The following is a 26,716-nucleotide window of genomic DNA, read 5'->3' on the forward strand; positions in this document are numbered from 1 at the left end:
GTAAAATATTCAAGGCTGAAAAATACGTTTCAGCCTTGAATTGTATTTTTCCGTTTTTCCCTAACCAATCGTTAAGGACATGTAAGCTTATAACTAAACTTTGATCTCTACTTCTACACCACTTGGTAACTCTAGCTTCATTAGAGCATCAATTGTTTTTGAAGAAGACGAGTAAATATCAAGTAAACGCTTGTAAGAGCTTAATTGAAATTGTTCTCTAGACTTCTTGTTAACGTGTGGAGAACGCAATACAGTGAAAATTTTCTTGTGTGTTGGTAATGGAATTGGTCCCGTTACAACTGCACCTGTACTTTTTACTGTTTTTACAATCTTTTCAGCAGACTTGTCTACTAAATTGTGATCGTAAGACTTTAATTTTATTCTAATTTTTTGACTCATTTTCTTAAGATTTACGATTCAATACCTTTAGCAGCTTTTATAACCTCTTCTGAAATATTAGAAGGTGTTTCAGCATAGTGTGAAAATTCCATTGTTGATGTTGCACGTCCTGATGACAATGTTCTTAATGTGGTAACATATCCAAACATTTCAGATAAAGGAACAGTGGCTTTAATAGTTTTTGCACCTGCTCTATCACCCATATCACTCATTTGTCCACGACGACGGTTTAAATCTCCTACAATATCACCCATGTTTTCTTCTGGTGTAATCACCTCCAATTTCATGATTGGTTCCATTATAACAGCTTTAGCCGCTTTTGCACAATTTTTAAATCCTAATTTAGCTGCTAATTCGAATGATAATTGATCCGAATCCACATCATGGTAAGATCCATCCTTCAATGTCACTTTCATAGAATCGATTTCATATCCAGCTAAAGGACCATTTACCATAGCCATTTTGAATCCTTTTTCAATAGAAGGGATAAATTCTTTAGGAACGTTACCACCTTTAATAATAGATTCAAACTGAAGACCTACGACACCTTCATCTGCTGGTTCCACCGTAAATACGATATCAGCAAATTTACCACGACCACCAGATTGTTTTTTATAAACTTCTCTATGGTCTGCTGCAGCTGTAATAGCTTCTTTATATTCTACTTGAGGCTCACCTTGATTCACCTCTACTTTAAACTCACGACGTAAACGATCTACAATAATATCTAAGTGAAGCTCACCCATTCCTGATATAATAGTTTGCCCTGAATTCTCGTCTGTTCTAGCTGTAAATGTTGGATCCTCTTCAGCTAATTTAGCTAAAGCCATACCCATTTTATCAACATCTGCTTTCGTTTTTGGCTCCACAGCAATACCAATTACTGGATCTGGGAAGTCCATAGATTCTAAAACAATTGGATGTTTCTCATCAGACATGGTATCACCAGTCTTAATATCTTTAAATCCTACTGCCGCTCCAATATCACCTGCTTCAATAAAATCGATAGCATTTTGCTTATTGGCGTGCATTTGGTAGATTCGTGAAATACGTTCTTTTTTACCTGAACGGTTGTTCAAGATATAAGAACCAGCATCTAAACGTCCTGAATAGGCACGGAAGAATGCTAAACGACCTACGAATGGATCTGTTGCAATTTTAAATGCTAAAGCTGAAAAAGGTTCTTTAACACTAGGCTTACGTCTTTCTTCTTTGTCTGTTTCAGGGTTTGTACCTATAACACTTTCTCTATCCATTGGAGATGGTAAATAACGACATACAGCATCTAATAAAAACTGAACCCCTTTATTTTTAAACGAAGAACCACAAACCATAGGAATGATAGCCATATCCATTACAGCAGCTCTCAGTGCAGCGTGCACTTCGTCCTCTGTAATAGAGTCTTCATCCTCCATGAATTTCTCTAATAAGTTCTCATCATAACTTGCAACCTCCTCGATTAACAAAGCACGATATTTACGTACTTCGTCTTTCATATCTTCAGGAATTGGAACAACATCAAATGTAGATCCAAAATTGTCATCGTGCCAAACAATGGCTCTATTCTTAACTAAATCTACAATACCTTTAAAATCTCCTTCTTCACCAATGTTTAAAACGATTGGCACTGCGTTAGATTTTAACATGTCTTTTACTTGCTGACAAACACCTAAAAAGTTAGATCCCTGACGGTCCATTTTATTAACGAAACCAATACGAGGCACTTTATAGTTATCTGCAAGTCTCCAGTTAGTTTCAGATTGAGGCTCAACACCATCAACCGCACTAAATAAGAATACTAAACCATCTAATACACGTAATGAACGATTTACTTCAACAGTAAAATCTACGTGACCAGGAGTGTCAATAATATTAAAATGGTAACCTTGAGCTTCAGCTGTAGGCTCTCCATTCTCTTTAGGAAATACCCATTCGCAAGTTGTAGCTGCAGACGTAATTGTAATACCTCTTTCCGCTTCTTGCTCCATCCAGTCCATTGTAGAAGCACCATCGTGTACTTCTCCAATTTTGTGTGATACTCCCGTATAAAAAAGAATACGCTCTGTTGTTGTTGTTTTACCAGCATCAATATGAGCAGCAATTCCTATATTTCTTGTTAATCTTAAATCTCTTGCCATTTCTTAAAATCTAAAGTGTGAGAATGCTTTATTTGCTTCGGCCATTTTATGTGTATCAACACGCTTTTTAACCGCTGCTCCTTCTTCTTTAGCTGCTGCTAAAATTTCTGAAGCTAAACGCTGCGCCATTGATTTTTCATTTCTCTTACGCGAATAGCTAATTAGCCATTTCATTGCAGTAGAAACTTTACGGTCTGGACGGATTTGCATAGGAATTTGGAATGTAGCACCACCAACACGACGACTACGTACTTCTACGTGAGGCATCACATTAGATAAAGCATCTTTCCACATTTCTAGTGCAGTTTTCTCATCATCTGTTTTCTTTTCTTCTACGATATCAATTGCATCGTAAAACACTTTAAAAGCTACTGACTTCTTACCATCCCACATCATCATGTTTACGAATCTAGTTACTAACTGATCGTTAAAACGTGGATCTGGTAAAAGCGGTCTCTTTTTTGCTGCTCTTTTTCTCATGTCTTCTTCTTAAAGTTTTTTAATTACTTTTTAGGGCGTTTTGCACCATACTTAGATCTACGTTGCGTTCTACCTGCAACACCTGCTGTGTCTAAGGCACCACGTACAATGTGATATCTAACTCCTGGTAAATCTTTTACCCTTCCACCTCTAACCAATACTATCGAGTGTTCTTGTAGGTTGTGTCCTTCTCCTGGGATGTAGGCATTTACTTCTTTACCATTTGTTAACCTTACCCTTGCAACTTTACGCATTGCAGAATTTGGTTTCTTAGGTGTAGTAGTGTAAACACGCGTACATACTCCACGTCTTTGTGGACACGAATCTAAAGCAACCGATTTACTCTTCTTGGTTATTTTGGTTCTTCCTTTACGTACTAATTGTGAAATTGTTGGCATATATTTCTATATAATTTATGTTTAACCTCTCATTTGAGGGCTGCAAAGGTAGAAATAAAATTTAATTTTTCAAACGTTAATTCATTAATTTTCAATTCTAATTAAAAATCACACACCAAATTATATCAAAACGAATCTTTTTGCGTTAGTTTTACATTTTAAAGACTTTCATAAAAAGCGTGCATAGATTTCTTTTTTTATTCCTTATTACACTCTTTGGATCAACTTCTGATTTAATGGGACAAAATTTGTATCTAAAAATTCAAAACGAATTAACAGAAAACACCTCTGTCATAGACTCCATAGGCTATCAAAAAAAACACGCGGATTACAATTCATTAAACCGCGAAATAGATACGCTTAAATATCAATTAAGCAAATTGGGATATATTGATTCCAAATGGCATGGTATTACCAAAAAAAATGATTCTATGTTTGAAACTTCCGTTTCATTAGGCCAACCTTACAAAAATATAGATGTCTATTTTAATTCCAAGAACCTTCCGCCAGGCACATTAAAACAGTTACGTGTTCATAGTAGTAAATTGTATTTTACAATCCGTTTTAAAGAAATTGAACAAACACTTCAATTTATCAATAAAAAAATATCAGACCAAGGCCTACCTTTTAATACGCTTAAACTGGATAACATAAAAAAATCAGGGGTTAACAGATTAAAAGCAGATTTAGTTCTGTCTGGAGATAATGAAATGCGCTTTGTTAATAAAATAGTTGTTAAGGGATATGACAAGTTTCCGAAGTCATACTTAAAATATTTTTTAAAATTACGAACAGGCAAACCTTTAAACTTATCGGAAATAAAAAAACAAACAAACTTACTTCAGGAATTACCATTTGCCAATCAATTAAGAGAGCCTGAAATTTTATTCAGTAAAGACTCTACCATATTATATGTCTACATTGAAAAAACAAAAAGCAACACCTTTGATGGTTTTCTAGGATTTGGAACCAATGAAGAGACGAGCAAACTAGAATTAACAGGCTACCTAAATCTTGAACTCACCAATAATTTGAATTTTGGAGAAAGTTTATCATTAGCATATAGAAGCGATGAGAGTGAACAAAAATCGTTTAACGTAAATGTAAAACTACCCTATTTATTTAATTCGCCTATTGGCACAGAATTAGAGCTTACTATTTTCAAAAAAGACTCTTCGTTTACAACGGCCGACCAAAGCGCACGAATTAATTACCAATTAAATTCCAAAAATCAATTTTCCGTTGGCATTAAATCCACCAAATCAAACAACCTTTTAAGCAGTACCAATTTAAATCCATTTATTAAAGATTACGAAACAACTTTCTACACAATTGGCTACACATTTATAAATCGGATTCCCGACCTTTCAATATTTAAAAGAAATGCACAAATCTACTTGGAAACCGGCATTGGTAATCGGACCATTTCACAACAAAAAGATCAGCAATATCAATACCGCGTGGACGCCTTTAAAATCTTCAATTTAAACTCAAAAAACAATGTTTATTTAAGGACAACTAGTTTTGGTTTGTTTTCAGACAGTTATTTAGAGAATGAATTAAGCAGGTTTGGCGGTATAAATTCCATTAGAGGTTTTGAAGAAAACAGCTTAAGCGCCACATTGTACGGCATACTAGCTACCGAGTATCGGTATTCATTAAGCAGTGATTTATATATACACTCTATAATAGATTTAGCCTATTTTGAAAATAAAATAATAGATCAAAAAGAAAAACTATATAGTTTCGGTTTTGGTTTCGGTTTAAACACCAAAGCCGGACTTTTACGCTTCAATTATGCTAACGGTAAAAGCGAAAACCAAAGTTTCAAACTATCCAATTCCAAAATACATTTAAGTTTATCCGCACTTTTTTAGGAATAATAGGTGTTAAAAAGCGTAGTTTTTGAAAATATTTTGAAATTTTAACCCTTATTTATTGTTTAATTAACTTTTTATTATGATTTTTGGCCTAGACTAATTCAAATAAAATACAAAATGAAAACAAAGTTTAGTGGAATTTTAACGCTATTTCTAGCGTTTGTTGTGCAACTTACGTTTGCGCAAGAAAAAACAATTTCAGGAACGATTTCCGATGAAAACGGATTACCTCTTCCCGGAGTTAATATTATTGTAAAAGGTACTACAACTGGAACTCAATCAGATTTTGATGGTAATTATTCCATCAATGCGAGCTCAGGAGACGTGCTATCGTATTCCTTTATTGGCTACACAACAAAAGAAATGACTGTTGGCTCGGCTAATAACATTAGCTTTGCAATGGAGGTTGATAGTGAAGCTCTTGAAGAGGTAATTATTACCGCTTTAGGTGTTGAGAGAACAGCAGGTGAGTTAACTGCAGCTACGAAAGTGGTTGATGCAGAAGAATTAACACAAGCTGCTAATCCAAACGCAGTACAGAGTTTAACTGGTAAGGTGTCTGGTTTAAAAATTAACACAACGAATAACGGTGTTGATCAAACAACTAGAATTGTATTAAGGGGTAACCGTTCATTAACAGGTAACAACCAAGCGTTGATTGTTATTGATGGTGTTATTTCTAGTGCAAACACACTTGCTAATTTAGCTCCTGAAATCATTGCTTCTACCAACGTAATTAAAGGTGCTGGTGGTAGTGCATTATATGGTTCTCAAGGTTCTAACGGTGTTATCATAGTTACTACAAAAAGCGGATCTTCTAGCGAAAAAATTGAAGTTTCTGTAAATTCTTCTATCTCCTTTGAGGATGTAGCATTTGTTCCAGAACGTCAGACTAAATACGGTCAAGGTTGGAATGGTGTTCATACATCTTACGAAAACGGAGGTTGGGGTCCAGAATTTGATGGTACTATGCAGCCAGTAGGTTTACCTCAAGCTGATGGTTCTTACATTATGGCGCCTTACTCTGGTGATAGTGACAATATTAAAGAATTCTTTAAAACTGGTACTATTTTACAAAATGGTGTTACACTTTCTGCAGGTGATAAAACAGGGAATGTTTTACTATCCGTAAACAACCAACAAACTGAATTCGTTGTTGAAGGTGATGAATTAAACAGAACAACCGTTTTATTTAAAGGTAACAAACAATTAGGTAAATGGAATGTTGGTGGTAACGTAACGTATAATACGTCTTCTGTTAAAACTACAACGCCAAACTTATTTACGGAATTATTACAAACAGCGTCTAACGTTCCTGTTGAGTTATTTGAGAACTCTGGTAACGAAGGACACTGGACATCTTACTACAGAAATCCATATTGGATGAGAGATAACATTAGAAATTCAAGTAATACTACTAGAATGAATGGTGTTGCAAACATTAAGTATGATGTAAATGATAACATCAACGTTGTAATGAACAGTAGTGTTCGTAACTTCAAGAGTTATACAAGAAATTATACAAATGAATACATTGATACTATTGGTATTGGTGGTGGAGATCATTCTACAGTTTCACAATTTGGACAAAGTAATAGTGAAGAAACAAATATCTATAATGATATTTTTGTAAACTTTGACTATATGTTAACTGATGATATTTCATTAACAGCTTTAGTAGGTAATAATATTCAAGATAATATGTTTTCTGCTACACAAGTAAATGGTAGTAACCTAACAATTCCAGGATATTACAACATTGATAACATTACAGGAAGACCAAATACATTTAACACTATTCAGAGAGACCGTCGTTTCTCTTTACTAGGAAGTGTAGATTTAGGTTATAAGGATTTCTTATATTTATCGGTAACTGGACGTAATGACTGGACTTCAAGATTAGCAGACGATCGTAACTCGTTCTTCTACCCTTCTGTTGGTTTATCTTTTGTAGCAACTAATGCTTTCCCTGGATTAAAGAAAGGTGGTATATTAAATTATGCTAAAATTTCTGGAAACTGGGCTAAAGTAGGTAACGACCGCGTTGGACCTTACCAAATTAATTCTACTTTAAACCAAGCAACTGGTTATCCGTTTGGAGGATTAAACTCTTTCGTATTAGATCAAACAATTGCTGACCCATTATTAGTAAATGAGTTTATAGAATCTTATGAGTTAAACCTTAATTTAGCTTTCTTTAAAGGTGATAGAGTTCGTTTAGACTTTTCTATCTATGAAACTAAAAACACGGATTTAGTAACAGGTATTACAACATCTGCTGCTTCTGGTTTAGCTAATACTACTGTTAACGTAGCAGCTTCTACTACAAAAGGTTTTGAAATTGATTTAGGATTAACACCTATTAGAACTAAAGATTTCCGTTGGGATTTAGATGTTAACTTTGCAACAGATGAAACAGTTATTGATAAGATTTCTGACAACTCTGACGAAGTAGCTTTAGCCTCATTTGCCGATATAGGTATTTTTGCAACAGCTGGAGAAGAGTTCCCTTTAATTAAAGGTACAGCTTACCAAAGAGATCCTCAAGGACGTGTATTAATTGATCCTTCTACAGGTAACCCATTAAAAACTGGTAGTTTCCAAGTTTTAGGTAAGTCCAACCCAGATTACGTAGTAGGTTTAAATACTGCTGTAAACTATAAAGGAATCAGACTTGCTGCTGTAATGGATTATAGAACTGGTCACCAATTTTGGGCTGGTACTAAAGATTGGTTATCTTGGTCAGGTCACTTAGTAGAATCTGCTGATGGTGGACGTAGAGGATTTATTTTCCCTAACTCTGCAATTAACACAGGTACTGCAGCTAACCCAGTATACGAAGCAAACACAAATGTAATTACAGGTGGTACTACATATGCTAACTACTTAGATTACTTTTCTAATGAATACAGAAGTGTAAGTGAAAACTTTGTATTAGATGCAACAGCATTCAAAGTAAGAGAATTATCATTAAGTTATGCATTTTCCAAAGAAATGTTGAAAAACGTAGGATTATCAAGTTTAAGACTAGGTGTTAATGCAAGAAACCCTTTCACTGTATTACCTGCTGAAAACAGAGGTTATGCGGATCCAGAAATCGGAAGAAGTTCTGGTAACGATCAAGGTTTAAGTGTAACTGGTCAATATCCTATTACCAGAACATATGGTATGACTCTTAATTTAACTTTTTAATAAATAAACATGAGAACGAAATATAAATTTTTATTATTAGTAATCTTCGCGATTACTGTATCGTGCAGCGATTATTTGGATGTAAACAAAAATCCAAATTCACCGTCTGCCGAAGATGTGACACCAGATTTAATTTTAGCAGGTGCTATGAGTAACACTTATAGAACACAAGCTATTACGATGAATCGTTTAGGAAATGTCATGATGAACAACTGGGGAGCTAACGTAAACTCGTTTACAGGTGGTTTCTCTGAAGAATTCACGCTTGCAATAGATAACAACTTCTATAACACGATCTTTACAGGATTATACAGAGGTACTTACAATTTCCAAGCTATAATAGACTATCAAAGTGATGATTATGACCATCATAAGGCAATTTCAAAAATCATGAAGTCTTTCTATATGCAATATGTAGTTGATTTATATGGTGATGTACCTTATTCTGAAGCACACAAAGGAATAGAAAACTTAACACCTGCCTATGATAATGATCGTGCAGTTTATGAGGAATTATACAACCAAGTTGATGAGGCTATTGATTTAATTGCAAATGCAGGTTTAAATACGATTCCTGTAGGTAGTGAAGATGTTATCTTTAACGGATCTATGTCTAGCTGGGTTGCTTTTGGTAACTCCTTAAAATTACGTTTATTATTACGTCAAAGAACGGATGCTACTATGAATGGTGATTCTGAATCTGCCGCTTTTATAGCTAGCAAGTTACCAGAATTACAAACTGCTCCGTTCTTAAACAATGATGCAACAATCAACCCTGGATACTCTTCAGAGAGTACTGCTCAGCAAAATCCATTTTATGGCGCTAACGGTTACTCTAATAACGAAACTACTCCAACGCAGAATTATAACTTTATTAGAGCGTCTCAATATGCTGTTACTTTTTTAATTAACAGTGCAGATGATCGTGTAAACTTTTTATATGATGAAGCTGATGATGGAAGTGGTGGAGTTGTTGGTCATGAGCAAGGTGCTGATAGTGATAACTCACCAGCTGGACTATCGCCTTTAGGACCAGGATTAATTATTGATTCAGCACAAGACGGATACGTAATGACTGCTGCTGAAAGTTTATTAATGCAATCTGAAGCACAATTATTCGGATTAATTCCAGGTGACCCTCAAGCTAGTTTTGAAGCTGCAATTGATGCATCTTTCCAATTGTTAGGAGCTGACAGATCAGGTTACACACCAAGCCAACCAGGAGTAGGTTGGGTAGGAACTGATAGTGATAAGTTTGAAGCTATCATGAGACAAAAATGGATTGCTACTAATGGTATAAATGCTATTGAATCTTATATCGAGTTCACAAGAACTGGTTTCCCAGATGATATTCCTTTAGCTTTAACCGCTCAATCTTCAACCAGACCAATGCGTTTGATGTACCCATCTGATGAGTATATTTCAAACTCTGCAAATGTACCAGACCAAACAAGTGCTGATGTATTCGCAACTGGACCATTTTGGGCACAATAATTAAAAAAAAATAGAAATTATGAAAAATTTAAAAATTTATTTTACAGCGGTTTTTGCTTCTGTAATTTGCTTCTCGTGTTTAGTAGACGATGAAGTAGAGAACACAACACAAAATGAAGATGCATCAAGAATCATTGGGTTTAAAAGCGATGTTACATTAGGGAATTTTGTACAAGTAGCTGATGAGGTGTTTGATTTTGGTGTACCTGTACACTTATTAGGTGGAAACAATGGGTTAGCGTCTGATAGTGAAATCACAGTTACTTATGAAATTGGTGATATTCAAGATTTAAATTTAAGTGCAAGCGAATATGCTAGTACTTTTAACTTAACTAAAGACCAAAGATTAGAACTAGAAGCTGGTACAGCTACTATCTATGACTTCGCCGTAGAAGCGCAAGAAGGTGTTCATTTTGATTTAGTAGATACGACGTTAGAATCAACCATTCCTGCTAATTCTACATTCGATTTAATTGACACAAAAGTATATAACAATGCGTTAGATGCTAGTCGAATTTCATTCTATGTATTAAACTTAAAAACAATCACTACTAGTGGTGACGTTGTAATTGGTGAACAACTAACAACAACTATTGTTAAGTTACAATTGTGTAGAACGGATTTATCAGGAACTTATACCGCTAGCGGTAATACATCTGGTACATTTACTATTACGAGTTTAGGTGGTGGTGATTACCAATTAAGTTCTATGTTTGGATGGCCTACTTCAGGTTATACATCTTTCTTTTATGCATGTGCTGGTCAATTAGTATTTACAGACTGGCCATACTCTAACGAAATTATTCAAGGTGTTCCTGGCTATGTAGACGGTAATGGTCGATTAATATTTGAGCAATTTGGAATTGAAGCAGTTTATTCAGGTTGGACAGTAATTTTGACTCCACAATAAGCATTAACTAACAAATAAATTAGAACAAAATGAAATATATAAAACACTTAATGCTTTCAGCTTTAGTTTTAGCTAGCTTTACGTCGTGTAATGATGATGACACGGAATACACGTTTACGCCAAAATCGCTAGTAACTATTGATAATGTATCTGAAAGTGCAATTACAGAAGGAGAAAGTGTAACTGTTACTTTAACAGTTGACAAACCTTTCAAAGAAACTTTAGATTTTAAATTAGAAATGATTTCTGGAGGAGATAATTCAGATTATACGGTTGGTAATGATCCAACTGATCCAAATTCAGCTACAACAGCAGATGACGGTTTTGGTAGCCAAGGTTATTTAGTTCAAGTACCTGCGTATGCATCATCCTATACATTCCAGATTAACTCTGTTCTAGATTTAGATGTAGAGGGAACTGAAGAGTATACATTTAAATTAACCAACACTAGAAATGGTCAAGGTTTAATAAATGGTAATAACATCATAAAGTTTGATGTAACTAATTATACTGATGATAACATGGGTATCCGTTTAAGCTGGGCTAAAGATGAAACTTACCAATATCTGAAAGAGAATGTAATACTAGCGATTGATAATGAAACAGGTCTAGAATATGTTTATACGGATGATGATGAAATATTATCTGACACGAAAGATTTATGTGGTGTTGTTGATTATGATGTATATGTGGCTGGAGCTAATGTTTCTGCTTATACAGGAGATTGTCCAGAATATATTATTACAGGTCAATCTAATCCAACTGAAGTACTGGCTGATGGATCTTACGATGTAATCGTTGATTTATGGGATTTTGATTTGAATTTTGATGATGACGAATCTTTAGTTGGTAGTTTTGCAATTCCTTTTGAAATTGAAATCGCTAAAACAGGTCAATTCCATACTAGTATATCATACCCAAGTTTATACTTCTCTTATAGTGATACGAGTTCAGCTACCGGTGGTGGCGAGAAAGTTGTTGCTACTGTAGTAGTAGTAGGAGGTAAATACACAGTATATAATAACCTAGGTGAATTAGTTGCTCAAGAATAGTAACTATTTTATTGATAATATTAAAACCGCTTCTAAAAAGAAGCGGTTTTTTTATACCTTTGTTTTATGGAACAAGAAACATTAATTTTTGGCTTACATTCAGTTACAGAAGCTATTCAAGCCGGTAAGACTATTGAAAAAATATTCATGCAAAAAGGCTTGCAAGGCAATCTTGCCCATGATTTAGAATCGCTTATCCGAAAGGAAGGCATTAATGTATCCTATGTTCCTATTGAAAAGCTGAATAGATTAACATCCAAAAACCATCAAGGTGCCGTAGCGCAAATATCACCTATAGAATATCATGATATTGAGAATTTAGTGTTAAACGTGATTGAATCGGGTAAAACCCCTTTATTCTTACTGTTGGATCAATTAAGTGATGTTCGTAATTTTGGAGCTATAATCCGTACGGCAGAATGTACAGGTGTCAACGGTATTATTATCCAAAAAAAAGGAAGTGCACCCATAAATGGTGATACCATTAAAACAAGTGCTGGCGCTGTTTTTAAAATGCCTATTTGTCGGGTAGACCATATTAAAGATGCCATGTTTCATTTACAGGCTTCTGGTATAGCTGTTATAGCCGCTACCGAGAAAACAAATGATACCATTTATGATATTGACTTTACAGTTCCATGCGCAATCATAATGGGTTCTGAAGGTCGAGGTATAAACCCATCGGTTTTAAAACTTGCAGATAGCAAAGCCAAACTTCCTTTGCTCGGCTCTATAGAGTCCTTAAATGTTTCTGTTGCTTGTGGTGCTATTCTTTATGAAGTAGTAAGACAACGATTAGTTTGATGAATCGTCAGATTTTTTAAAAATATAGTTTATAGAATTGGGTTGGTGCTCCTCCTCCACGTCTGCTTTAACGTCTTCGATTTCTGGTAAACTTTCAACAAAATTACCATGTTCATCAAAATGTTTTAAAAACGGATCGTCTTCTTCTATATAGCTTGGTTGTTCCCAATAGTACTTTTTAGGTATAGGAAGATGTTTCTTAAAGATAAAAGCAAAAACCAATCCTACAATCAATCCGGATAAATGACCTTCCCAGGATACGCCATCTTTAATAGGTAGTACATACCAAATCATACTTCCATATAAGAAGATGACTAATAAGGATAAAGCAATTAACCTAAAATGCTTGGCTATAATACCTTTGAAGAATAAAAAACTAACTAATACATAAATAAGGCCACTGGCACCAATATGATAGGCTGGCCTGCCAATACTCCACGTTAACAAACCCGAAAGTAAAATTCCTAAAATAAGGATTTTCCAAGCCATCTCCCTGTAGAAATAAAACAAGGCAGCGGTTAGCACAAATAACGGGATGGTATTGTGATATAAATGCGTGATGCCTGAATGAATAAAGGCACTAAAAACAACACCACGAAGCCCAAATAACTTCTGCGGAAATATGCCATAATTTGTGAAGTCGAATCCAAAACGTATTTCAAACCAGAATACTAACCAAATGAGCAAGACAAATGCTACTGGCACTAAAATAACCTGATTAGAAAATTTAAATTCTTCTTGACTTTTCATATATAAATCTTAACAAAAAACTAACCATTAATGAGGTTCTGTTAAATTGTCAGTCTGTAAGATTGACAACTAATTACAAATTGTTAATCAAAATGTACAAAACCATTCCAATAGAACCTATAATTATAATTAAATTTGCGCTATGAATGAACCTTTAGCAGAACGATTAAGACCCAAAACACTTGACGACTATATTAGTCAAGCACATTTAATAGGTCCTAATGGTACGTTAACCAATCAAATAAAGCAAGGCTTAATCCCATCACTTATACTTTGGGGTCCTCCTGGTATTGGAAAAACAACCTTGGCAAATATTATTGCTACAGAATCCAACCGACCTTTTTATACATTGAGTGCTATAAATTCAGGCGTTAAAGATATACGTGAGGTTATAGATAAAGCCAAACAGTCTGGCGGTTTATTCACTACCAAAAACCCCATTTTATTTATTGATGAAATTCACCGATTTAGTAAATCGCAACAAGACTCGTTATTACAAGCCGTAGAAAAAGGTTGGGTAACATTAATTGGTGCCACAACTGAAAACCCGAGTTTTGAGGTTATTCCGGCATTATTATCACGTTGTCAAGTATATATTTTAAATGCCTTCAATAAAACAGATTTAGAAGCCCTTTTAACACGTGCAATAGAAAAAGACACCTACTTATCTCAAAAAAATATTACGTTAAAAGAAACGGAAGCTTTAATGCGTATTTCGGGAGGTGATGCTCGAAAACTGTTGAATATTTTTGAATTAATTGTTAATTCGCATGACACGGGAGATATTATAATTACTAATGCATTGGTTACACAACGCATTCAAAATAATACAGCTAGATATGATAAAACAGGTGAGCAACATTATGATATCATTTCAGCACTAATAAAATCTATTCGCGGTAGCGATCCCAATGCCGCAGTGTATTATTTAGCGCGAATGATTGAAGGTGGAGAAGATGTGAAATTTATAGCCAGGCGCCTCCTTATTTTATCGAGTGAAGATATAGGAAATGCAAACCCAACGGCTTTAGTAATTGCCAATAATACGTTTCAGGCGGTTTCCACTATTGGAAATCCCGAATCCCGAATTTTATTAAGTCAATGTGTAACATATTTAGCCTGTTCACCTAAAAGTAATGCAGCCTATTTGGCCATTAGCAAAGCACAACAAGCGGTGCGAGATACTGGCGATTTAAGCGTGCCCTTGTCTATTAGAAACGCACCAACCAAACTCATGAAAGAAATTGGTTATGCCGAGAATTACCAATATGCTCATAACTATGAAAATAATTTTGCCAAACAGGAATTTCTGCCAAATGAAATTAGTAACACTAGGTTTTATGAGCCAGGAAATAATGCACGTGAAAACGCACAACGGGAGTTTTTAAAACAACGCTGGAAGGAAAAATATGGTTATTAAAAAGTAACGTTTAATGTTTCAACTTGTAATGACCCGTCGGCAGTGGTTTGAGCAATAACCCAGACATCATTTATTTTATAAACGGTAGCCTGTATTCCTTCCACCATATAAAAGGCTTCTTTACCAGAAAAGATTAAAGTGTAAACCACTTCCCCTTTGTCATTCAGTAACTCATAATTAATACCATCTTTTTTTCTTGCCGTTAAAGCTTGATTTTCATCAGCTTCTTTAGATTCAGAAATAGCAGGATCAATTAAGGCAACTGGAGGTGTAATAGTAGTTGGTTTAATGGGTTTCGTAGTTGTACTGACTTCAGTTGGCAATTCAGGATTATAACGATAATCAATTGTATTAAAGGACTCAAATGCTTGTCTTAATGATAAGTTATAAGCCACTTTATATTTTTTTTCTCGCGATTGCCCAACTCCAGATGTGAAAACAACTTGTTTTTGACAGTTTTTCAATTCTAATCTAAACTTGGTTTCAAAAATGCCAGATTCATTTAACACATCTGCCCATAAGGCCAAACAGCCATTATTTATTAAATCTTGTGGCCAAGGCTCATCACTCATCAATGCAACGAACCCTTGCTTTTCAAATAAAAATTTGGTCAATGAATTTAATTGATATTGGTCGCGTTCTGTACAAAATTCATAAGTGGTTGGTACAATTACATATTTATATTGATCCAAATCACTTTGTGAAAAACTAGATTGAACGGTTATAAATAAAACGAATATAAGCGTGATTTTTTTTATCATGATTTTTTTTAAAGTAAAGATTAAAGATACATTAAAATTACAAAAAGGCTTTTAAATCCATCAAATTTGTAACTTGTTTTATACTACTATCAATTTTCAGTCCATGATAGTTAAAACAAATAGCATCCATACCAAAATTTAACGCTCCTAAAACATCAGCTTCCAAATTATCACCAATCATTAAGCTCTTGGATTTATCGGCTTCGGCTTTATTAATGGCATAATCAAAAATTATGGGATTGGGTTTTTTAACGCCTGCTAGTTCAGAATTGGTAACGGTTTTAAAGTATTTTGATATTTTGGATTGTTCCATCTTTTTATCTTGTGCCTCCTGGAAACCATTGGTAATTATATGCATTTTATAATGCGGTTGTAAATAATTTAACAAATCAAAAGTACCATCAAACAAATGATTAAAGGTTGGTAAACTAACAATATAATCTATAGCCAATTGATTAATAATATCGTCATGAATTATGGCGTTTATAGCATCAAAACTTTCTTTTAAACGTCTATATCGCAATGATTCTTTATCAATCTGATCCTCTCTATACAATTTCCAATAGCTTAAATTTATGGGCTCGTAAACTTTTAGAAAATCATGAATATCAACATCTATGTTATGAGTGTTGAAAATTTTCTGAAATGCTAAAGCTGAATTTTTATCAAAATCCCAAAGTGTATGATCTAAATCGAAAAAAATATCTGTAATGCCGTTAATCTTCATTTGCTGAATCTAATATCATATTAAACAATTCTTTAAAGCCCCTCCAGCGTTCTAAATCACTAAACGTATAGTTATGAAAAACAGATACAAACTCACCATTTACTTGCTTCACTTGGTTAATTACACGCAACAGAGATTCCTTTTTATCCAGTAACGAATTATGCTTTAAAAGCGTATAATCCATAACGTGGTATGCCGTTATCTTTAGCGGCGTTTGAATTTCAAAATCCAAATCATAAAAGAAAAATGGCGTACAGGTTCCTGCCCGGAAACCGCTGTAATTAACATAACCCATGGTATAATCTTCCAAAATTTCTAATTCCACCAAATTCCTATAGGAAATAGGCAAATTTAATTTAGAGAAAGATTGTCTAGATGCTAATAATGACGTGTTTAAAATAGATTCCATCCGGAGCTTTTCCTTCTTCAGAATAGCCATATTATCCAAAGCAAAAAATGATGCTTTAAGTCCCACTTGGCAATAGTCTGCCACTTGTTTTATTAGGGATATAAATTCTTTCTTTTGTGCATTTACCCCTTTATCATATGTGGAATAATCACCTATTAAAAAGAAAAACAAAAATTTATTTTTACGCTGTTTTTGCCGATTTATAATATATTTAAACGTATCATCTGGATCGTGTTTAAATCCCAATAACACCATAAAACGCATATATAATCTGTGAAATTTAAAGCTTAATAAATCCTTAAGCGTACCACCAATTGTGCGCATTAAACCTTTCGCTTTAAAACTGAATGCTGAAGGCACATCAATAATTGGTTTTACGGCATAGGTTTTATTTGGAAACACAAAATCCGGGTATTGATTCTCTAATATTTGTTTGAATTTATAGGCCCAAATATCCACTACTGGCTGATGGAGAAATCCATATTTAAAGGCTAAACTTTCTTCAGCCGTAAAACGACCATATTCATCTTTTACATGTGGTAAATACTCTTCATAGCGACTTAATAAGTAAAACGTAGCCGCAAACATATCAAAAGGTATACAGCTCTTATCGTTGGTTGTAAAAAAACATTTGGTTTCCTCCCAATCATGTACTTGCACCTCAACATCTGATAAGCCTTGTTCAAAAAGAAGTTCATGACTTTTTATAAATAACTCGTTTCCTAGTGGTTGTTTGGCGTAGGAAATTTTAATGGAATTATGGGAAATAAACGCTTCTACAGTGCTTGTAAATGAAACTGGAACCTTTAAGATACGGGTAAAAATATGCTTAAATGCATACTTAATTCGTGGTGTTATGTTGGGCGTGTATATGAGAATCATTACAGTAAGTTATCATCTGCAAAGCTAAAATAGGCCTTTTCTGTTACTATAAGATGATCCAATACTTTAATATCTAAACTTTCGCCTGCTTTTTTTAATTTTTGTGTAATTTGCTTATCGGCTTCGCTAGGTTTTAAGGTTCCCGACGGATGGTTGTGTGCTAGTATTATTCCTACCGCTCCAAACTCTAATGCATTTTTAAGTACCAATCTTACATCAACCAAAGTTCCTGTAATTCCACCTTTACTCAATTGTTGTTTTTGAATGACCTTGTTGGCATTATTTAAATAAATAATCCAGAATTCCTCATGTGGTAATTCGCCTATAATTGGTTGCATGAGTTCAAAAACGGACACACTGGATGTAATTTTTTTACGTTCCAGAGCTTCTTCACCTCTACGTCTTCTACCCAACTCCATGGCAGCTGCAATAGATATGGCTTTTGCTTCACCAATACCTTTGAAATCCATAAGTTGTTTAATACTTAACTTACCCAACTGATTTAAATTATTATCCACACTTGCTAAAATACGCTTGCATAAATCCAAAGCGCTTTCATCCCGATTGCCAGAACCTATAATAATGGCAACCAATTCGGCATCACTTAAAGCAGCTTTACCTTTGTCGCGCAGTTTTTCGCGAGGCTGATCGTCCTGCGACCAATTTTTAATGGATATTGAGGGTGCTTTTTCTGGCATAGGTTAAAGATAAATATTGTAAATTTCAACTGCAATTAATTAGTCACTTAAATAAATCCGTAAAAGCAAAACCAAAATTTTGAGTTATCCACCAAAACAACATCAAGATAGTAATAAAAAGCATTTAATTCATGTGATACGTGCTTATCCGTTGGCAACTGTTATTTCAGTTTCAAACAACGAACCGTTAATAACCCATATTCCATTAATTTATAAAAACAACGAATTAATTGGTCATCTGGATGCACATAATCCACATGCCGCGTTACTGAAAAACCAGAATAAGGTAACTGTTATCTTTTCGGGACCACAATGTTATATTTCACCAAGTATTTATACAACCAAACAGTTACCAACTTGGAATTATGTAAAAGTGCACGTTGAAGGCGTCGTTTCAGAAATTGAAGACCCAGAAAGCATTAAGCAAACTATGGTTGCTATGACAGAATTTTTAGAGCAACCGCATCACAACTATACATTAGATAAGGATGATCCAGATATGGACACATATCTTCCCTATGTATCAGGTTTTAAAATTACAATTACCCATTGGGAAGGTAAATTTAAACTCTCACAAAACAGGCAAGCGGTAGATTTTGAAATAGCCAAATCCGAAATGATAAAGCGTAACCAAGTTCATCTTGGCGATTTTTTAAATCAAATAATCCATTAACAATCTTTTGTACAAATGAAAAGAAGTTTTTTAATCATTTCTCTATTTCTATTAAGCTTTCAAGGGAATTCTCAAAACACCATTCTGTGGAAAGTAAGCGATACTATTAACCAAAATACCTCTTATATAACAGACACCTTTCAGTAGTTTGGAAATCCGTGTCTAGGAAGCATACTTGTAAAACAGCGAAATTTTGGTGTTAAAAGGAAATAATATTATGAAGAAGAAACAACTAAAACGCACATTTAGAATACTTTTTATTATTGCAAGTATAAGTTCCCTATGGTTCGTACCTTGGATTTTGGTCAAGGCATGGATATTACCACTGCCTGATACGATTCAGGAACAAGTAGAAGAAGCTATTACCCATGGCGTTGATGGCATGATTGTTTATGTAGACGAAGCAGGCAAACCTCCTAAATTTTATACTGCTGGTTGGCACGACCGAGAAAATAAAATTCCGGCCAAACCAGATGCTTTGTTCAAAATTGGTAGCATTACCAAATTATATGTTGCCGTAGCTGCAACCAAATTAATAAAAGCAAAGCGTTTGTCCTTGGATAAAACTTTAGCGGACTACTTTCCAGAACTCATTGGAAGAATTGAAAATGCCAATGAAATTACGTTGCGAATGATGTTGCAACATCGAAGTGGCATTCCAAATTTTACCAATTTTCCAAATTATTGGGTTAATCCACCAGAAACTAGGCAAGAAAAGTTGGAATATGCGCTTGATTTACCAGCTAGTTTTAAACCAGATAAAGGGTATGAATATTCCAACACTAATTATATGCTAATCTCCGATCTAATAGATAAAGTTGTGGGTTATAGCCATCAACAATATATTAAAGAAGAAATATTAATTCCGCTCAACCTCAACAATACCTTCGGCTCCCTACACGATGTAAATATAGACGATGTTATGAGCGGGTATTATGTGGGAATAGAAAATGACATAAAAACGGATTATTCTGGTTTAATGATTGCTACAGCACAGGATGTTGGCATGTTTTTACGCGCCCTGAATGATGGCACTGTATTTAATGAAGGTGAACAGGAAATTTACTCTTACGTTTATGAACATGGTGGTTTACTTCCAGGCTATCAATGTCTTGCGGAATACCATAATGAGATAGATACAGTTGTTGTGCAATTTATGAACACGACCAATTTTGATGGATACAATTGGAATTTATCGCAAATTGTAATTAATAGAATTGTAAAAATCATAAAGTGCAAGAAACGCGAATAAGTTAAATGCATGAATAGCACAACAACCATATTCAAATCCTGGTTGATCATTACCGCCTGCTAATCCAAGAAACTCGCAATCAAATCTTTTGGATGTGTGGTGTTAGGAACCGGAAAATCAAACCAACTTGACATACTCTTTTCAAAACCTGCCTTATTTAAATAATTATGTAGCGCCAAGTTTAACCCTTTGGTGTATATAGGATGATTAGCACCTTTCGGATCTTGGTGGTATAAATCATTTTTAGCAAATCCTTCAAAAACAGGTCCTGTTATTTCTATTCCAAACGCTTCCGGATTCTGACCAATGGGACTGTGAATAGTGGTTGTAAATTGATGCCAATATGCAGACTGAATACAGTTGCGTTCAAATAGCTGTTTTACCACTTCTAAAGAATCGATGGTTTCTTGCTCCGTTTGAGTTGGAAATCCATACATTAAATAGGCATGGACCATGATATTGTTTTGAGAAAAATTATGAGTTACGCGTGTAACTTGGGCAATATCCACACCTTTTTTCATTTTGGACAATAATCTATCTGAAGCCACTTCCAGTCCGCCAGTTACCGCAATACAACCCGATTTTGCCATGAGCTGACACAATTCAAAATTGAAGGTTTTTTCGAACCTAATATTTGTCCACCACGTAATATTTACACCTCTTTCTAGTAAGGTATTAGATAACGCACGGAGCATTTTAGGCGGAGCCGCTTCATCAACAAAATGGAAACCGCTTATACCGGTGTCTTTTATTATTTTTTCAATTTTATCAACTAAATCTTCAGCTGTTGTGTTTTGATAGTTTCCAATATAATCCAAGCTCACATCGCAAAACGTGCATTGCTTCCAGTAACAACCATGAGAAATGGTTAATTTATTCCATCTTGCATCCGTCCACATTCTATGCATAGGATTTACAACATCTAAAAAAGACACATACTTATCAAAAGGTAATCCGGAATAATCTGGTGCCGGTAGATTTCTATGATGATAAATAGTGTTTGGAACTTTATTTTTATAGCTAACGGCCTCCTGTTCTAAAACAAATGTGCGTTCTAAATCATCTATAGAAATATGACCTTCCAGATAATTAACCATTTTAAGTAAAGGACCTTCGCCATCATCCAATGATATAAAGTCCACAAATTCAAAAATCCGTGGATCTGTAAGCGATCGTAATTCGGTATTGCAATAGCCACCACCAAAAGCCACATGAATATCTGGAAAAAGCTGTTTTATAAATTGTGCACAACGCAAAGCAGCAAATAAATTCCCTGGAAATGGAATGGTAAAACAAACTAAATTGGGTGTTTCGGTTTCAATTTGTTCGACTAAAATATCCAACATTTTCTCTTCAATAATTGTTGGTTGGTAACTTAAAAATTCATCCAATTGATCAAAACTACTCGCAGATGTTCCAATTTGTTCCGCATATTTAGTAAACGCGAAAAACTCGTCCACGTTGGCTTGTATAAAATCGCCTATTTCTTCAATAAAAAGGGTTCCAAAATGCTTGGCTTTGTCTATAATACCTACGTCTCCAACTTCCCATATAATTTCTGTATTCACTCTGGAAAGCCTATGTCCCAAAGGTAAAAAATGTGGTTCCAAAATTTTATGGGCCGTTTTAATATCTTGTTTCTGAAGAAATGCGAGAACAGCATCAACTTTTGAAATGTAGCGGTGTTTCATCCTGTTCATTTCCGGATATTGATCGTTTTCCATGTCTGCTGCTTCCTGAAACATAAGCTGTAGGAATTCGCTCGTAAAAATGGCGGTAAACAGCTCGATACTCAAATCGCAATGTGCAACAGATATTTGTTGTTCTTCTAAAAACCCTTTTAAATAAGCCGTTGCAGGATAGGCTGTATTTAACTGCGTAAAAGGTGGCGTAATAAATAGGATTTTAGATGGCATGATGCAAAGATAGCGTTCTATACATAGATTGTGTGAAATGGAATTGTTTTCTAAATTCAGAATATATTTCGGTTTCTATTCTTTTCAACCTGTTAAATTTTAGCCTGATACGTGTATAATTCATAATATCTGCCTTCTTTAGCTATCAATTGGTCATGTGTGCCACGTTCCACTATATGGCCAGCTTCTATGACTAAAATTTGGTCTGCTTTTCTAATGGTACTTAATCGGTGAGCAATAACAATAGTGGTTCTGTTTTTAACTAATTCATTTAAACTTTTCTGAATTAGCGCTTCACTTTCGGTATCTAAACTAGACGTCGCTTCATCTAAAATAATAATGTTTGGATTTGCTAAAATAGCACGAGCAATAGCTAAACGTTGTCGTTGACCACCAGATAATTTCACACCTCTCTCGCCTATTAAGGTTTCTAAACCGTCATCAAAACGATCCGTAAATTCATTGACATAAGCGGCTTTTACCGCTTTTTGTACATCGGCTTCAGTGGCATTTGGTCTTGGAAACATGATGTTCTCACGAATGCTACCTTCAAATAAAAATTCGTCTTGCAGCACGACACCTAAATACTTCCGGAAACTACTTAATTTAACCTGTGATAAATCGTGATTATCAATGGTCACTTTACCTGATTTTGGTGTTAAAAACGTTGCTGAAAGTCCCGCAATAGTGGATTTTCCAGAACCAGAACTTCCAACCAAAGCCGTTACAGAACCAGCAGGCGCTTTAAAGCTGATGTTGTGTAATACGTTTTTGCCTTCTTCATATGAAAAAGATACGTCATCAAATTCAATAGCTCCTTTTATGGTATTCAATTCAATATGTCTAGCTTTGTTATCCTCTTCAGCCGTCATATTCATAAGCTCTTCCGTTCTATCTAATCCAGCAAGGGCTTCCGTTAATTGACTTCCTATATTACTCATTTGTACAATTGGAGCAATCATGAAACCAAGGATTAATGTGAAGAATAAAAAATCACCTGTGGTCATTTCACCTATCATCATATAATAACCACCCATTCCCATTATTCCAGTAGTTGCCACACCAATTAAAAACGTGGAAGAACTCGTCATTAAAGCGGTTGCTGTTAAACTCTTTTTGACGTTTTGATATAATTTATCAACTCCTTTTTCAAAAACCGTGTTTTCTTGTTCTTCAGCATTAAACGCTTTTATTACACGAACGCCAGCCAGAGTTTCTGTTAATCTGCCTGTAACTTCGGCATTAATTTTACCACGGGCTCTAAAAATTGGACGAATAAATTTGAAGGCACGCAAGGCGATATAACCAAATATGGATAATGGCACAAACACGAACAAGGTCATCCAAGCGTTCAGTTTTATTAAAATTATTAAGGATACAACAGCTGTAAATGAACCACCAACTAATTGCACCAAACCGGTTCCAATTAAATTTCTGACACCTTCCACATCGCTCATAATTCTAGACACTAAAGCACCAGATTTGGTATTATCAAAAAAACTAATAGGCAGCGAAAGCACCTTTTTCTGAACTTTTGATCGTAATTCGCTAATTAAATATTGCGCTTGAACGCTTAATATTCTAGTTAATAAAAAGGACGTTACGGCTTGTATGGTTATAGCACCAATTACAATGGCGATTAAGGTGTATAATTGCGACGTATCTTTATTTGGAACCACCTCATCTAGTAAAACTTTACTTTGCCATGGTAGAACCAAACCCGATAAACTTCTGATTACAATCAAAAGGAGACCAATAAAAACCAAATTTCGTCTTGGCCAAATTATGGTTTTAAAAGCCTGTTTCATGGTGACTCTCGGCTGTGAGTTATCCTTTTTATCTGATGTTTTTTTTAAATGTCGCATGTTTTCTATTAGGTAATACAATTTGCAAAAATACGCATTACAACATCGTTAATTGATCAAAGCAAATAAAAATGCATGAACGTTAAAAATAGATAGTCCACGCAAAGAAATTAAAGATTTAGTATCTTGCCTTTATCATGAAGATGCAATTTACTATTTAAGTCTGATTGTATAGATTCATTAAGTCAACACGAAAAAACCAATATAATATGAAACGTATTATTACAACATTACTATTTGCAGGAATTCTAATTTCTTGTAACTCATCAGACAAAACGAAACCGGTAATTGAAGAATCTTCTGAAATTAAAAAGCCTACAGATAGCGTAACAAATAAAGTCAATAAACAATTAAAAAAAATTGATTCAGACGAAGCACTAATTGCAACCGCATTAATGGCTGCTCCTGAAGTAAGCCGATCTGGCGCTAAAATTATAGGATACAATATGGCTGGTGAATTTGTGACCTTAAGAGAAGGTAACAATGAATTTATTATTCTTGCTGACGATCCGAATAAAGATGGATTCAGTGCCGCAGCGTATCATAAAGATCTTGAGCCATTCATGGCAAGAGGGCGCGCTTTGAAAGCGGAAGGAAAAAACCATCAAGAAATATTTGATATTCGTGAAGAAGAAGTGAAATCGGGAAAACTTAAAATGACCATTGGGTCAACCTTGCACATTTACTATGGTCCTGATACGGATTATGATCCTGAAACAAGTAAAGTTGAAAACGCGAAACTTCGCTATGTCGTTTATATGCCATACGCAACAGCAGAATCTACAGGTTTACCAGAAGTTCCAATTGCTCAAAATCATCCTTGGATTATGAATCCAGGAACGCATAGAGCACATATTATGATTTCACCAGTAGCAGAAAACAGCAAGTAGTATTTAGCTTATTCCAAAATACCCCTTGAATAAAATGATTAACTTCAAAATCAATTCCGTTAAGGATACCGTTTGCCCTGAATGTCATGGACGTGGTAAAAAAAATAATTAGCAAAGAAACAACTCCAATTCGTCCTAGAGGTCACCTCTACTTCTGCTTGAAGTGTTTGGGTTCTGGTTTGGTTTCAGCGCGTCATACACCTCGAACCGATACTAAAAATTATCCACACGCAGCTATTATTGCTGATGGCATTGGTGGTGTAGCGCTTGCTGTGGCTCGCATCCATTGTGGAATTCCGTTTAAACTTTATGAGCGTGATAGTAATTTTGATGAACGCAATCAAGGTTACGGACTCACTTTACAACAAGCCAGCAAAGTCGTTGCAGGATAGGCTGTATTTAGCTGCGTAAAGGGTGGTGTAATAAATAGGATTTGAGATGGCATCGTGCTAAAATAGCGTACCTTAAAATAAGTTGCTTAAAATGGTATCATATTGTATCTATAAATCCAAACCATAAAGCAAAAAACCTATCTTTGCACAACTAAATAACATCATGGCTCATACGCTTCTTTCATCACCTTTGCAGGGTTTTACAGATTTCAGGTTTCGCAATGCTTTCAATCAGTACTTCGGTGGTATTGATACGTTTTATGCGCCTTATATTAAGCTTAATGGCAAACTGAAAATTAAGCAATCTTATCAAAATGATTTGTTACCAGAAAACAATGCGACTATAGAAGTTATTCCGCAAGTAATGACCAATGATCCAGATGAATTTTTATTTGTTATCAAATACGTTCAAAGTTTAGGTTACAAGGAGCTAAACTGGAATTTAGGTTGTCCTTATCCCATGGTTACCAAGTCTGGAATGGGTTCTGGTTTAATTTGTAACCCGTCACGAATTGACGAAGTTTTACACAGAGCGCATAATGAAACGGATATTTTAGTATCTATGAAAATGCGTATGGGCTATGAACATACTGAAGAAATTTTAGATGCCTTTCCTATTTTAGATAAGTATCCGCTTAAGAACATTGCCATACATGCTAGAATTGGCAAGCAACTTTATAAAGGCCCTGTGGATTTAGATGCGTTTGAAAAATGCATTAGTAGCACCAAGCACAAATTGTATTACAATGGTGATATTACCAGTGTTTCTGCTTTTAAAGCCATGAAAAAACGCTTTCCGAGTATTGATCATTTTATGATTGGGCGCGGCCTAATTGCCGATCCGTTTTTACCAAGTATGATAAAAAATGACACCACAGACTATCCTGAAAATAGGTGGGAAACATTTTCTAAATTTCATGATACTATTTATCAGCAATACGACGAATACTTGTCTGGACCAACACCTATAAAAATGAAAATGCTCGGTTTTTGGGAATTCTTTTCACAATCGACTTCCAATCCACAAAAAGTATATAAAGCTATAAAAAAAGCTTCAAACCCAACAAAATATAGACAAGCAGTTGATAAAATTTTAAGTACGGAAATGAGCATTAAAAATTCACGGAAATAGCTTTTGGCACCAAGTACCAATTTCTAGTTTTAAAAAGAAACATATTGGGCAAATTACAAGAAAAAACGATTATAAAATGCCAATAGTAAACGGCGTTAACAACCGTTTGCTCTAAATTTGCTTAATTGGAATATAAGGACTATGTTTACCTTTTAATGGCAAATAAATTGCTGTGAGAATAGAAATTATGAATCTAATTGTA

The 26,716-nt window shown here is 34.8% G+C and carries 24 protein-coding genes; 13 read left to right on the forward strand and 11 right to left on the reverse strand.

Annotated features, from left to right (window positions below):
• Positions 1–93 precede the first annotated feature (93 nt).
• From rpsJ to rpsL, 4 genes are read right to left on the reverse strand one after another with little or no spacing between them, the layout of a single operon-like run.
• Positions 94–399: a 30S ribosomal protein S10 gene (gene rpsJ / locus ACFPH8_RS14380; RefSeq protein ID WP_010181931.1), complete on the reverse strand. Its 306-nt coding sequence runs from the start codon at positions 397–399 to the stop codon at positions 94–96.
• 11 nt (positions 400–410) lie between these two features.
• Positions 411–2,537, reverse strand: a complete 2,127-nt coding sequence (gene fusA, locus ACFPH8_RS14385) for an elongation factor G (protein ID WP_376862036.1) — start codon at positions 2,535–2,537, stop codon at positions 411–413.
• A gap of 3 nt (positions 2,538–2,540) precedes the next feature.
• Positions 2,541–3,017, reverse strand: a complete 477-nt coding sequence (gene rpsG / locus ACFPH8_RS14390) for a 30S ribosomal protein S7 (RefSeq protein ID WP_066252497.1) — start codon at positions 3,015–3,017, stop codon at positions 2,541–2,543.
• A 23-nt stretch (positions 3,018–3,040) separates the two neighbouring features.
• A complete protein-coding gene (gene rpsL, locus ACFPH8_RS14395) occupies positions 3,041–3,415 on the reverse strand; it encodes a 30S ribosomal protein S12 (RefSeq protein ID WP_014782632.1) in 375 nt (124 codons plus the stop codon).
• Positions 3,416–3,651: 236 nt separating this feature from the next.
• Here rpsL and ACFPH8_RS14400 point away from each other — a divergent pair, with 236 nt between their 5' ends.
• The 6 genes from ACFPH8_RS14400 to rlmB all read left to right on the forward strand — a co-directional run bounded on the left by ACFPH8_RS14400 (position 3,652) and on the right by rlmB (position 12,747).
• The gene (locus ACFPH8_RS14400; protein ID WP_376862041.1) at positions 3,652–5,292 is read left to right on the forward strand and encodes a BamA/TamA family outer membrane protein; all 1,641 of its coding nucleotides are present in this window, start codon (positions 3,652–3,654) and stop codon (positions 5,290–5,292) included.
• A gap of 120 nt (positions 5,293–5,412) precedes the next feature.
• Positions 5,413–8,487 carry a SusC/RagA family TonB-linked outer membrane protein gene (locus ACFPH8_RS14405; RefSeq protein WP_376862044.1) on the forward strand — a complete coding sequence of 1,025 codons (3,075 nt, stop codon included), beginning with the start codon at positions 5,413–5,415 and terminating at the stop codon, positions 8,485–8,487.
• A 9-nt stretch (positions 8,488–8,496) separates the two neighbouring features.
• A complete protein-coding gene (locus tag ACFPH8_RS14410) occupies positions 8,497–9,981 on the forward strand; it encodes a SusD/RagB family nutrient-binding outer membrane lipoprotein (RefSeq protein ID WP_376862046.1) in 1,485 nt (494 codons plus the stop codon).
• A 19-nt stretch (positions 9,982–10,000) separates the two neighbouring features.
• Positions 10,001–10,891 carry a hypothetical protein gene (locus tag ACFPH8_RS14415; protein ID WP_376862048.1) on the forward strand — a complete coding sequence of 297 codons (891 nt, stop codon included), beginning with the start codon at positions 10,001–10,003 and terminating at the stop codon, positions 10,889–10,891.
• Positions 10,892–10,920: 29 nt separating this feature from the next.
• On the forward strand, positions 10,921–11,943 hold the full coding sequence (locus ACFPH8_RS14420; RefSeq protein ID WP_376862051.1) for a hypothetical protein: 1,023 nt from the start codon (positions 10,921–10,923) through the stop codon (positions 11,941–11,943).
• Between the two features lie 66 nt (positions 11,944–12,009).
• Positions 12,010–12,747, forward strand: coding sequence for a 23S rRNA (guanosine(2251)-2'-O)-methyltransferase RlmB (gene rlmB, locus ACFPH8_RS14425; RefSeq protein ID WP_376862054.1), 738 nt, complete (start codon positions 12,010–12,012; stop codon positions 12,745–12,747).
• On the opposite strand, the gene ACFPH8_RS14430 is transcribed toward rlmB, so the two are convergent.
• The gene (locus tag ACFPH8_RS14430) at positions 12,739–13,497 is read right to left on the reverse strand and encodes a rhomboid family intramembrane serine protease (RefSeq protein ID WP_248398018.1); all 759 of its coding nucleotides are present in this window, start codon (positions 13,495–13,497) and stop codon (positions 12,739–12,741) included. The genes rlmB and ACFPH8_RS14430 overlap by 9 nt on opposite strands.
• 142 nt (positions 13,498–13,639) lie before the next feature.
• Here ACFPH8_RS14430 and ACFPH8_RS14435 point away from each other — a divergent pair, with 142 nt between their 5' ends.
• Entirely contained in the window at positions 13,640–14,917 is a 1,278-nt protein-coding gene (locus ACFPH8_RS14435; RefSeq protein ID WP_376862056.1) for a replication-associated recombination protein A, read from the forward strand.
• Here the strand turns inward: ACFPH8_RS14435 and ACFPH8_RS14440 are convergent.
• The 4 genes from ACFPH8_RS14440 to radC are packed head-to-tail and all read right to left on the reverse strand — an operon-like array spanning position 14,914 to position 18,394.
• The gene (locus ACFPH8_RS14440; RefSeq protein ID WP_376862059.1) at positions 14,914–15,678 is read right to left on the reverse strand and encodes a hypothetical protein; all 765 of its coding nucleotides are present in this window, start codon (positions 15,676–15,678) and stop codon (positions 14,914–14,916) included. The genes ACFPH8_RS14435 and ACFPH8_RS14440 overlap by 4 nt on opposite strands.
• A gap of 37 nt (positions 15,679–15,715) precedes the next feature.
• The gene (locus tag ACFPH8_RS14445) at positions 15,716–16,405 is read right to left on the reverse strand and encodes a YjjG family noncanonical pyrimidine nucleotidase (RefSeq protein ID WP_376862062.1); all 690 of its coding nucleotides are present in this window, start codon (positions 16,403–16,405) and stop codon (positions 15,716–15,718) included.
• Positions 16,395–17,696, reverse strand: coding sequence for a polysaccharide deacetylase family protein (locus ACFPH8_RS14450; protein ID WP_376862065.1), 1,302 nt, complete (start codon positions 17,694–17,696; stop codon positions 16,395–16,397). Before ACFPH8_RS14450 ends, ACFPH8_RS14445 begins: the two co-directional genes overlap by 11 nt.
• Complete coding sequence (radC, locus tag ACFPH8_RS14455; protein WP_248398000.1) at positions 17,696–18,394, reverse strand: RadC family protein; 699 nt, start codon at positions 18,392–18,394, stop codon at positions 17,696–17,698. Before radC ends, ACFPH8_RS14450 begins: the two co-directional genes overlap by 1 nt.
• A gap of 79 nt (positions 18,395–18,473) precedes the next feature.
• On the opposite strand from radC, the gene ACFPH8_RS14460 reads away from it, so the two are divergent.
• The 3 genes from ACFPH8_RS14460 (at position 18,474) to ACFPH8_RS14470 (ending at position 20,319) form a co-directional block, all read left to right on the forward strand.
• Positions 18,474–19,067: an FMN-binding negative transcriptional regulator gene (locus ACFPH8_RS14460; RefSeq protein ID WP_376862068.1), complete on the forward strand. Its 594-nt coding sequence runs from the start codon at positions 18,474–18,476 to the stop codon at positions 19,065–19,067.
• A 15-nt stretch (positions 19,068–19,082) separates the two neighbouring features.
• Complete coding sequence (locus ACFPH8_RS14465; RefSeq protein WP_376862071.1) at positions 19,083–19,214, forward strand: hypothetical protein; 132 nt, start codon at positions 19,083–19,085, stop codon at positions 19,212–19,214.
• Between the two features lie 70 nt (positions 19,215–19,284).
• On the forward strand, positions 19,285–20,319 hold the full coding sequence (locus ACFPH8_RS14470; protein ID WP_376862073.1) for a serine hydrolase domain-containing protein: 1,035 nt from the start codon (positions 19,285–19,287) through the stop codon (positions 20,317–20,319).
• A gap of 59 nt (positions 20,320–20,378) precedes the next feature.
• Here ACFPH8_RS14470 and ACFPH8_RS14475 read toward each other — a convergent pair whose 3' ends face one another.
• Both ACFPH8_RS14475 and ACFPH8_RS14480 read right to left on the reverse strand, forming a co-directional pair.
• Entirely contained in the window at positions 20,379–22,235 is a 1,857-nt protein-coding gene (locus ACFPH8_RS14475; protein WP_376862076.1) for a B12-binding domain-containing radical SAM protein, read from the reverse strand.
• Between the two features lie 92 nt (positions 22,236–22,327).
• The gene (locus ACFPH8_RS14480; protein ID WP_376862079.1) at positions 22,328–24,100 is read right to left on the reverse strand and encodes an ABC transporter ATP-binding protein; all 1,773 of its coding nucleotides are present in this window, start codon (positions 24,098–24,100) and stop codon (positions 22,328–22,330) included.
• A gap of 209 nt (positions 24,101–24,309) precedes the next feature.
• Between ACFPH8_RS14480 and ACFPH8_RS14485 the strand changes: the two genes are divergently transcribed.
• The 3 genes from ACFPH8_RS14485 (at position 24,310) to ACFPH8_RS14495 (ending at position 26,514) form a co-directional block, all read left to right on the forward strand.
• Positions 24,310–24,990, forward strand: a complete 681-nt coding sequence (locus ACFPH8_RS14485) for a hypothetical protein (RefSeq protein WP_376862082.1) — start codon at positions 24,310–24,312, stop codon at positions 24,988–24,990.
• An 86-nt stretch (positions 24,991–25,076) separates the two neighbouring features.
• Positions 25,077–25,382, forward strand: a complete 306-nt coding sequence (locus ACFPH8_RS14490; RefSeq protein ID WP_376862085.1) for a hypothetical protein — start codon at positions 25,077–25,079, stop codon at positions 25,380–25,382.
• Between the two features lie 163 nt (positions 25,383–25,545).
• On the forward strand, positions 25,546–26,514 hold the full coding sequence (locus ACFPH8_RS14495) for a tRNA dihydrouridine synthase (RefSeq protein ID WP_376862088.1): 969 nt from the start codon (positions 25,546–25,548) through the stop codon (positions 26,512–26,514).
• The last annotated feature ends 202 nt before the right edge of the window (positions 26,515–26,716 follow it).

Source organism: Bizionia hallyeonensis (assembly GCF_042657385.1).
Lineage (GTDB): Bacteria > Bacteroidota > Bacteroidia > Flavobacteriales > Flavobacteriaceae > Algorimicrobium > Algorimicrobium hallyeonense.

What these genes read in the sequence shown, in the direction of transcription:
- ACFPH8_RS14415 (WP_376862048.1), top strand. Translation starts at nt 10,001, where the DNA reads ATGAAAAATTTAAAAATTTATTTTACAGCGGTTTTTGCTTCTGTAATT.
- ACFPH8_RS14435 (WP_376862056.1), top strand. Translation starts at nt 13,640, where the DNA reads ATGAATGAACCTTTAGCAGAACGATTAAGACCCAAAACACTTGACGAC.
- rpsJ (WP_010181931.1), bottom strand. Translation starts at nt 399, where the DNA reads ATGAGTCAAAAAATTAGAATAAAATTAAAGTCTTACGATCACAATTTA.
- rlmB (WP_376862054.1), top strand. Translation starts at nt 12,010, where the DNA reads ATGGAACAAGAAACATTAATTTTTGGCTTACATTCAGTTACAGAAGCT.
- ACFPH8_RS14495 (WP_376862088.1), top strand. Translation starts at nt 25,546, where the DNA reads ATGGCTCATACGCTTCTTTCATCACCTTTGCAGGGTTTTACAGATTTC.
- rpsG (WP_066252497.1), bottom strand. Translation starts at nt 3,017, where the DNA reads ATGAGAAAAAGAGCAGCAAAAAAGAGACCGCTTTTACCAGATCCACGT.
- ACFPH8_RS14445 (WP_376862062.1), bottom strand. Translation starts at nt 16,405, where the DNA reads ATGAAGATTAACGGCATTACAGATATTTTTTTCGATTTAGATCATACA.
- rpsL (WP_014782632.1), bottom strand. Translation starts at nt 3,415, where the DNA reads ATGCCAACAATTTCACAATTAGTACGTAAAGGAAGAACCAAAATAACC.
- radC (WP_248398000.1), bottom strand. Translation starts at nt 18,394, where the DNA reads ATGCCAGAAAAAGCACCCTCAATATCCATTAAAAATTGGTCGCAGGAC.
- ACFPH8_RS14405 (WP_376862044.1), top strand. Translation starts at nt 5,413, where the DNA reads ATGAAAACAAAGTTTAGTGGAATTTTAACGCTATTTCTAGCGTTTGTT.
- ACFPH8_RS14410 (WP_376862046.1), top strand. Translation starts at nt 8,497, where the DNA reads ATGAGAACGAAATATAAATTTTTATTATTAGTAATCTTCGCGATTACT.
- ACFPH8_RS14485 (WP_376862082.1), top strand. Translation starts at nt 24,310, where the DNA reads ATGAAACGTATTATTACAACATTACTATTTGCAGGAATTCTAATTTCT.
- ACFPH8_RS14450 (WP_376862065.1), bottom strand. Translation starts at nt 17,696, where the DNA reads ATGATTCTCATATACACGCCCAACATAACACCACGAATTAAGTATGCA.
- ACFPH8_RS14480 (WP_376862079.1), bottom strand. Translation starts at nt 24,100, where the DNA reads ATGCGACATTTAAAAAAAACATCAGATAAAAAGGATAACTCACAGCCG.
- ACFPH8_RS14490 (WP_376862085.1), top strand. Translation starts at nt 25,077, where the DNA reads ATGGACGTGGTAAAAAAAATAATTAGCAAAGAAACAACTCCAATTCGT.
- ACFPH8_RS14430 (WP_248398018.1), bottom strand. Translation starts at nt 13,497, where the DNA reads ATGAAAAGTCAAGAAGAATTTAAATTTTCTAATCAGGTTATTTTAGTG.
- ACFPH8_RS14465 (WP_376862071.1), top strand. Translation starts at nt 19,083, where the DNA reads ATGAAAAGAAGTTTTTTAATCATTTCTCTATTTCTATTAAGCTTTCAA.
- ACFPH8_RS14470 (WP_376862073.1), top strand. Translation starts at nt 19,285, where the DNA reads ATGAAGAAGAAACAACTAAAACGCACATTTAGAATACTTTTTATTATT.
- ACFPH8_RS14400 (WP_376862041.1), top strand. Translation starts at nt 3,652, where the DNA reads ATGGGACAAAATTTGTATCTAAAAATTCAAAACGAATTAACAGAAAAC.
- ACFPH8_RS14440 (WP_376862059.1), bottom strand. Translation starts at nt 15,678, where the DNA reads ATGATAAAAAAAATCACGCTTATATTCGTTTTATTTATAACCGTTCAA.
- ACFPH8_RS14420 (WP_376862051.1), top strand. Translation starts at nt 10,921, where the DNA reads ATGAAATATATAAAACACTTAATGCTTTCAGCTTTAGTTTTAGCTAGC.
- fusA (WP_376862036.1), bottom strand. Translation starts at nt 2,537, where the DNA reads ATGGCAAGAGATTTAAGATTAACAAGAAATATAGGAATTGCTGCTCAT.
- ACFPH8_RS14475 (WP_376862076.1), bottom strand. Translation starts at nt 22,235, where the DNA reads ATGCCATCTAAAATCCTATTTATTACGCCACCTTTTACGCAGTTAAAT.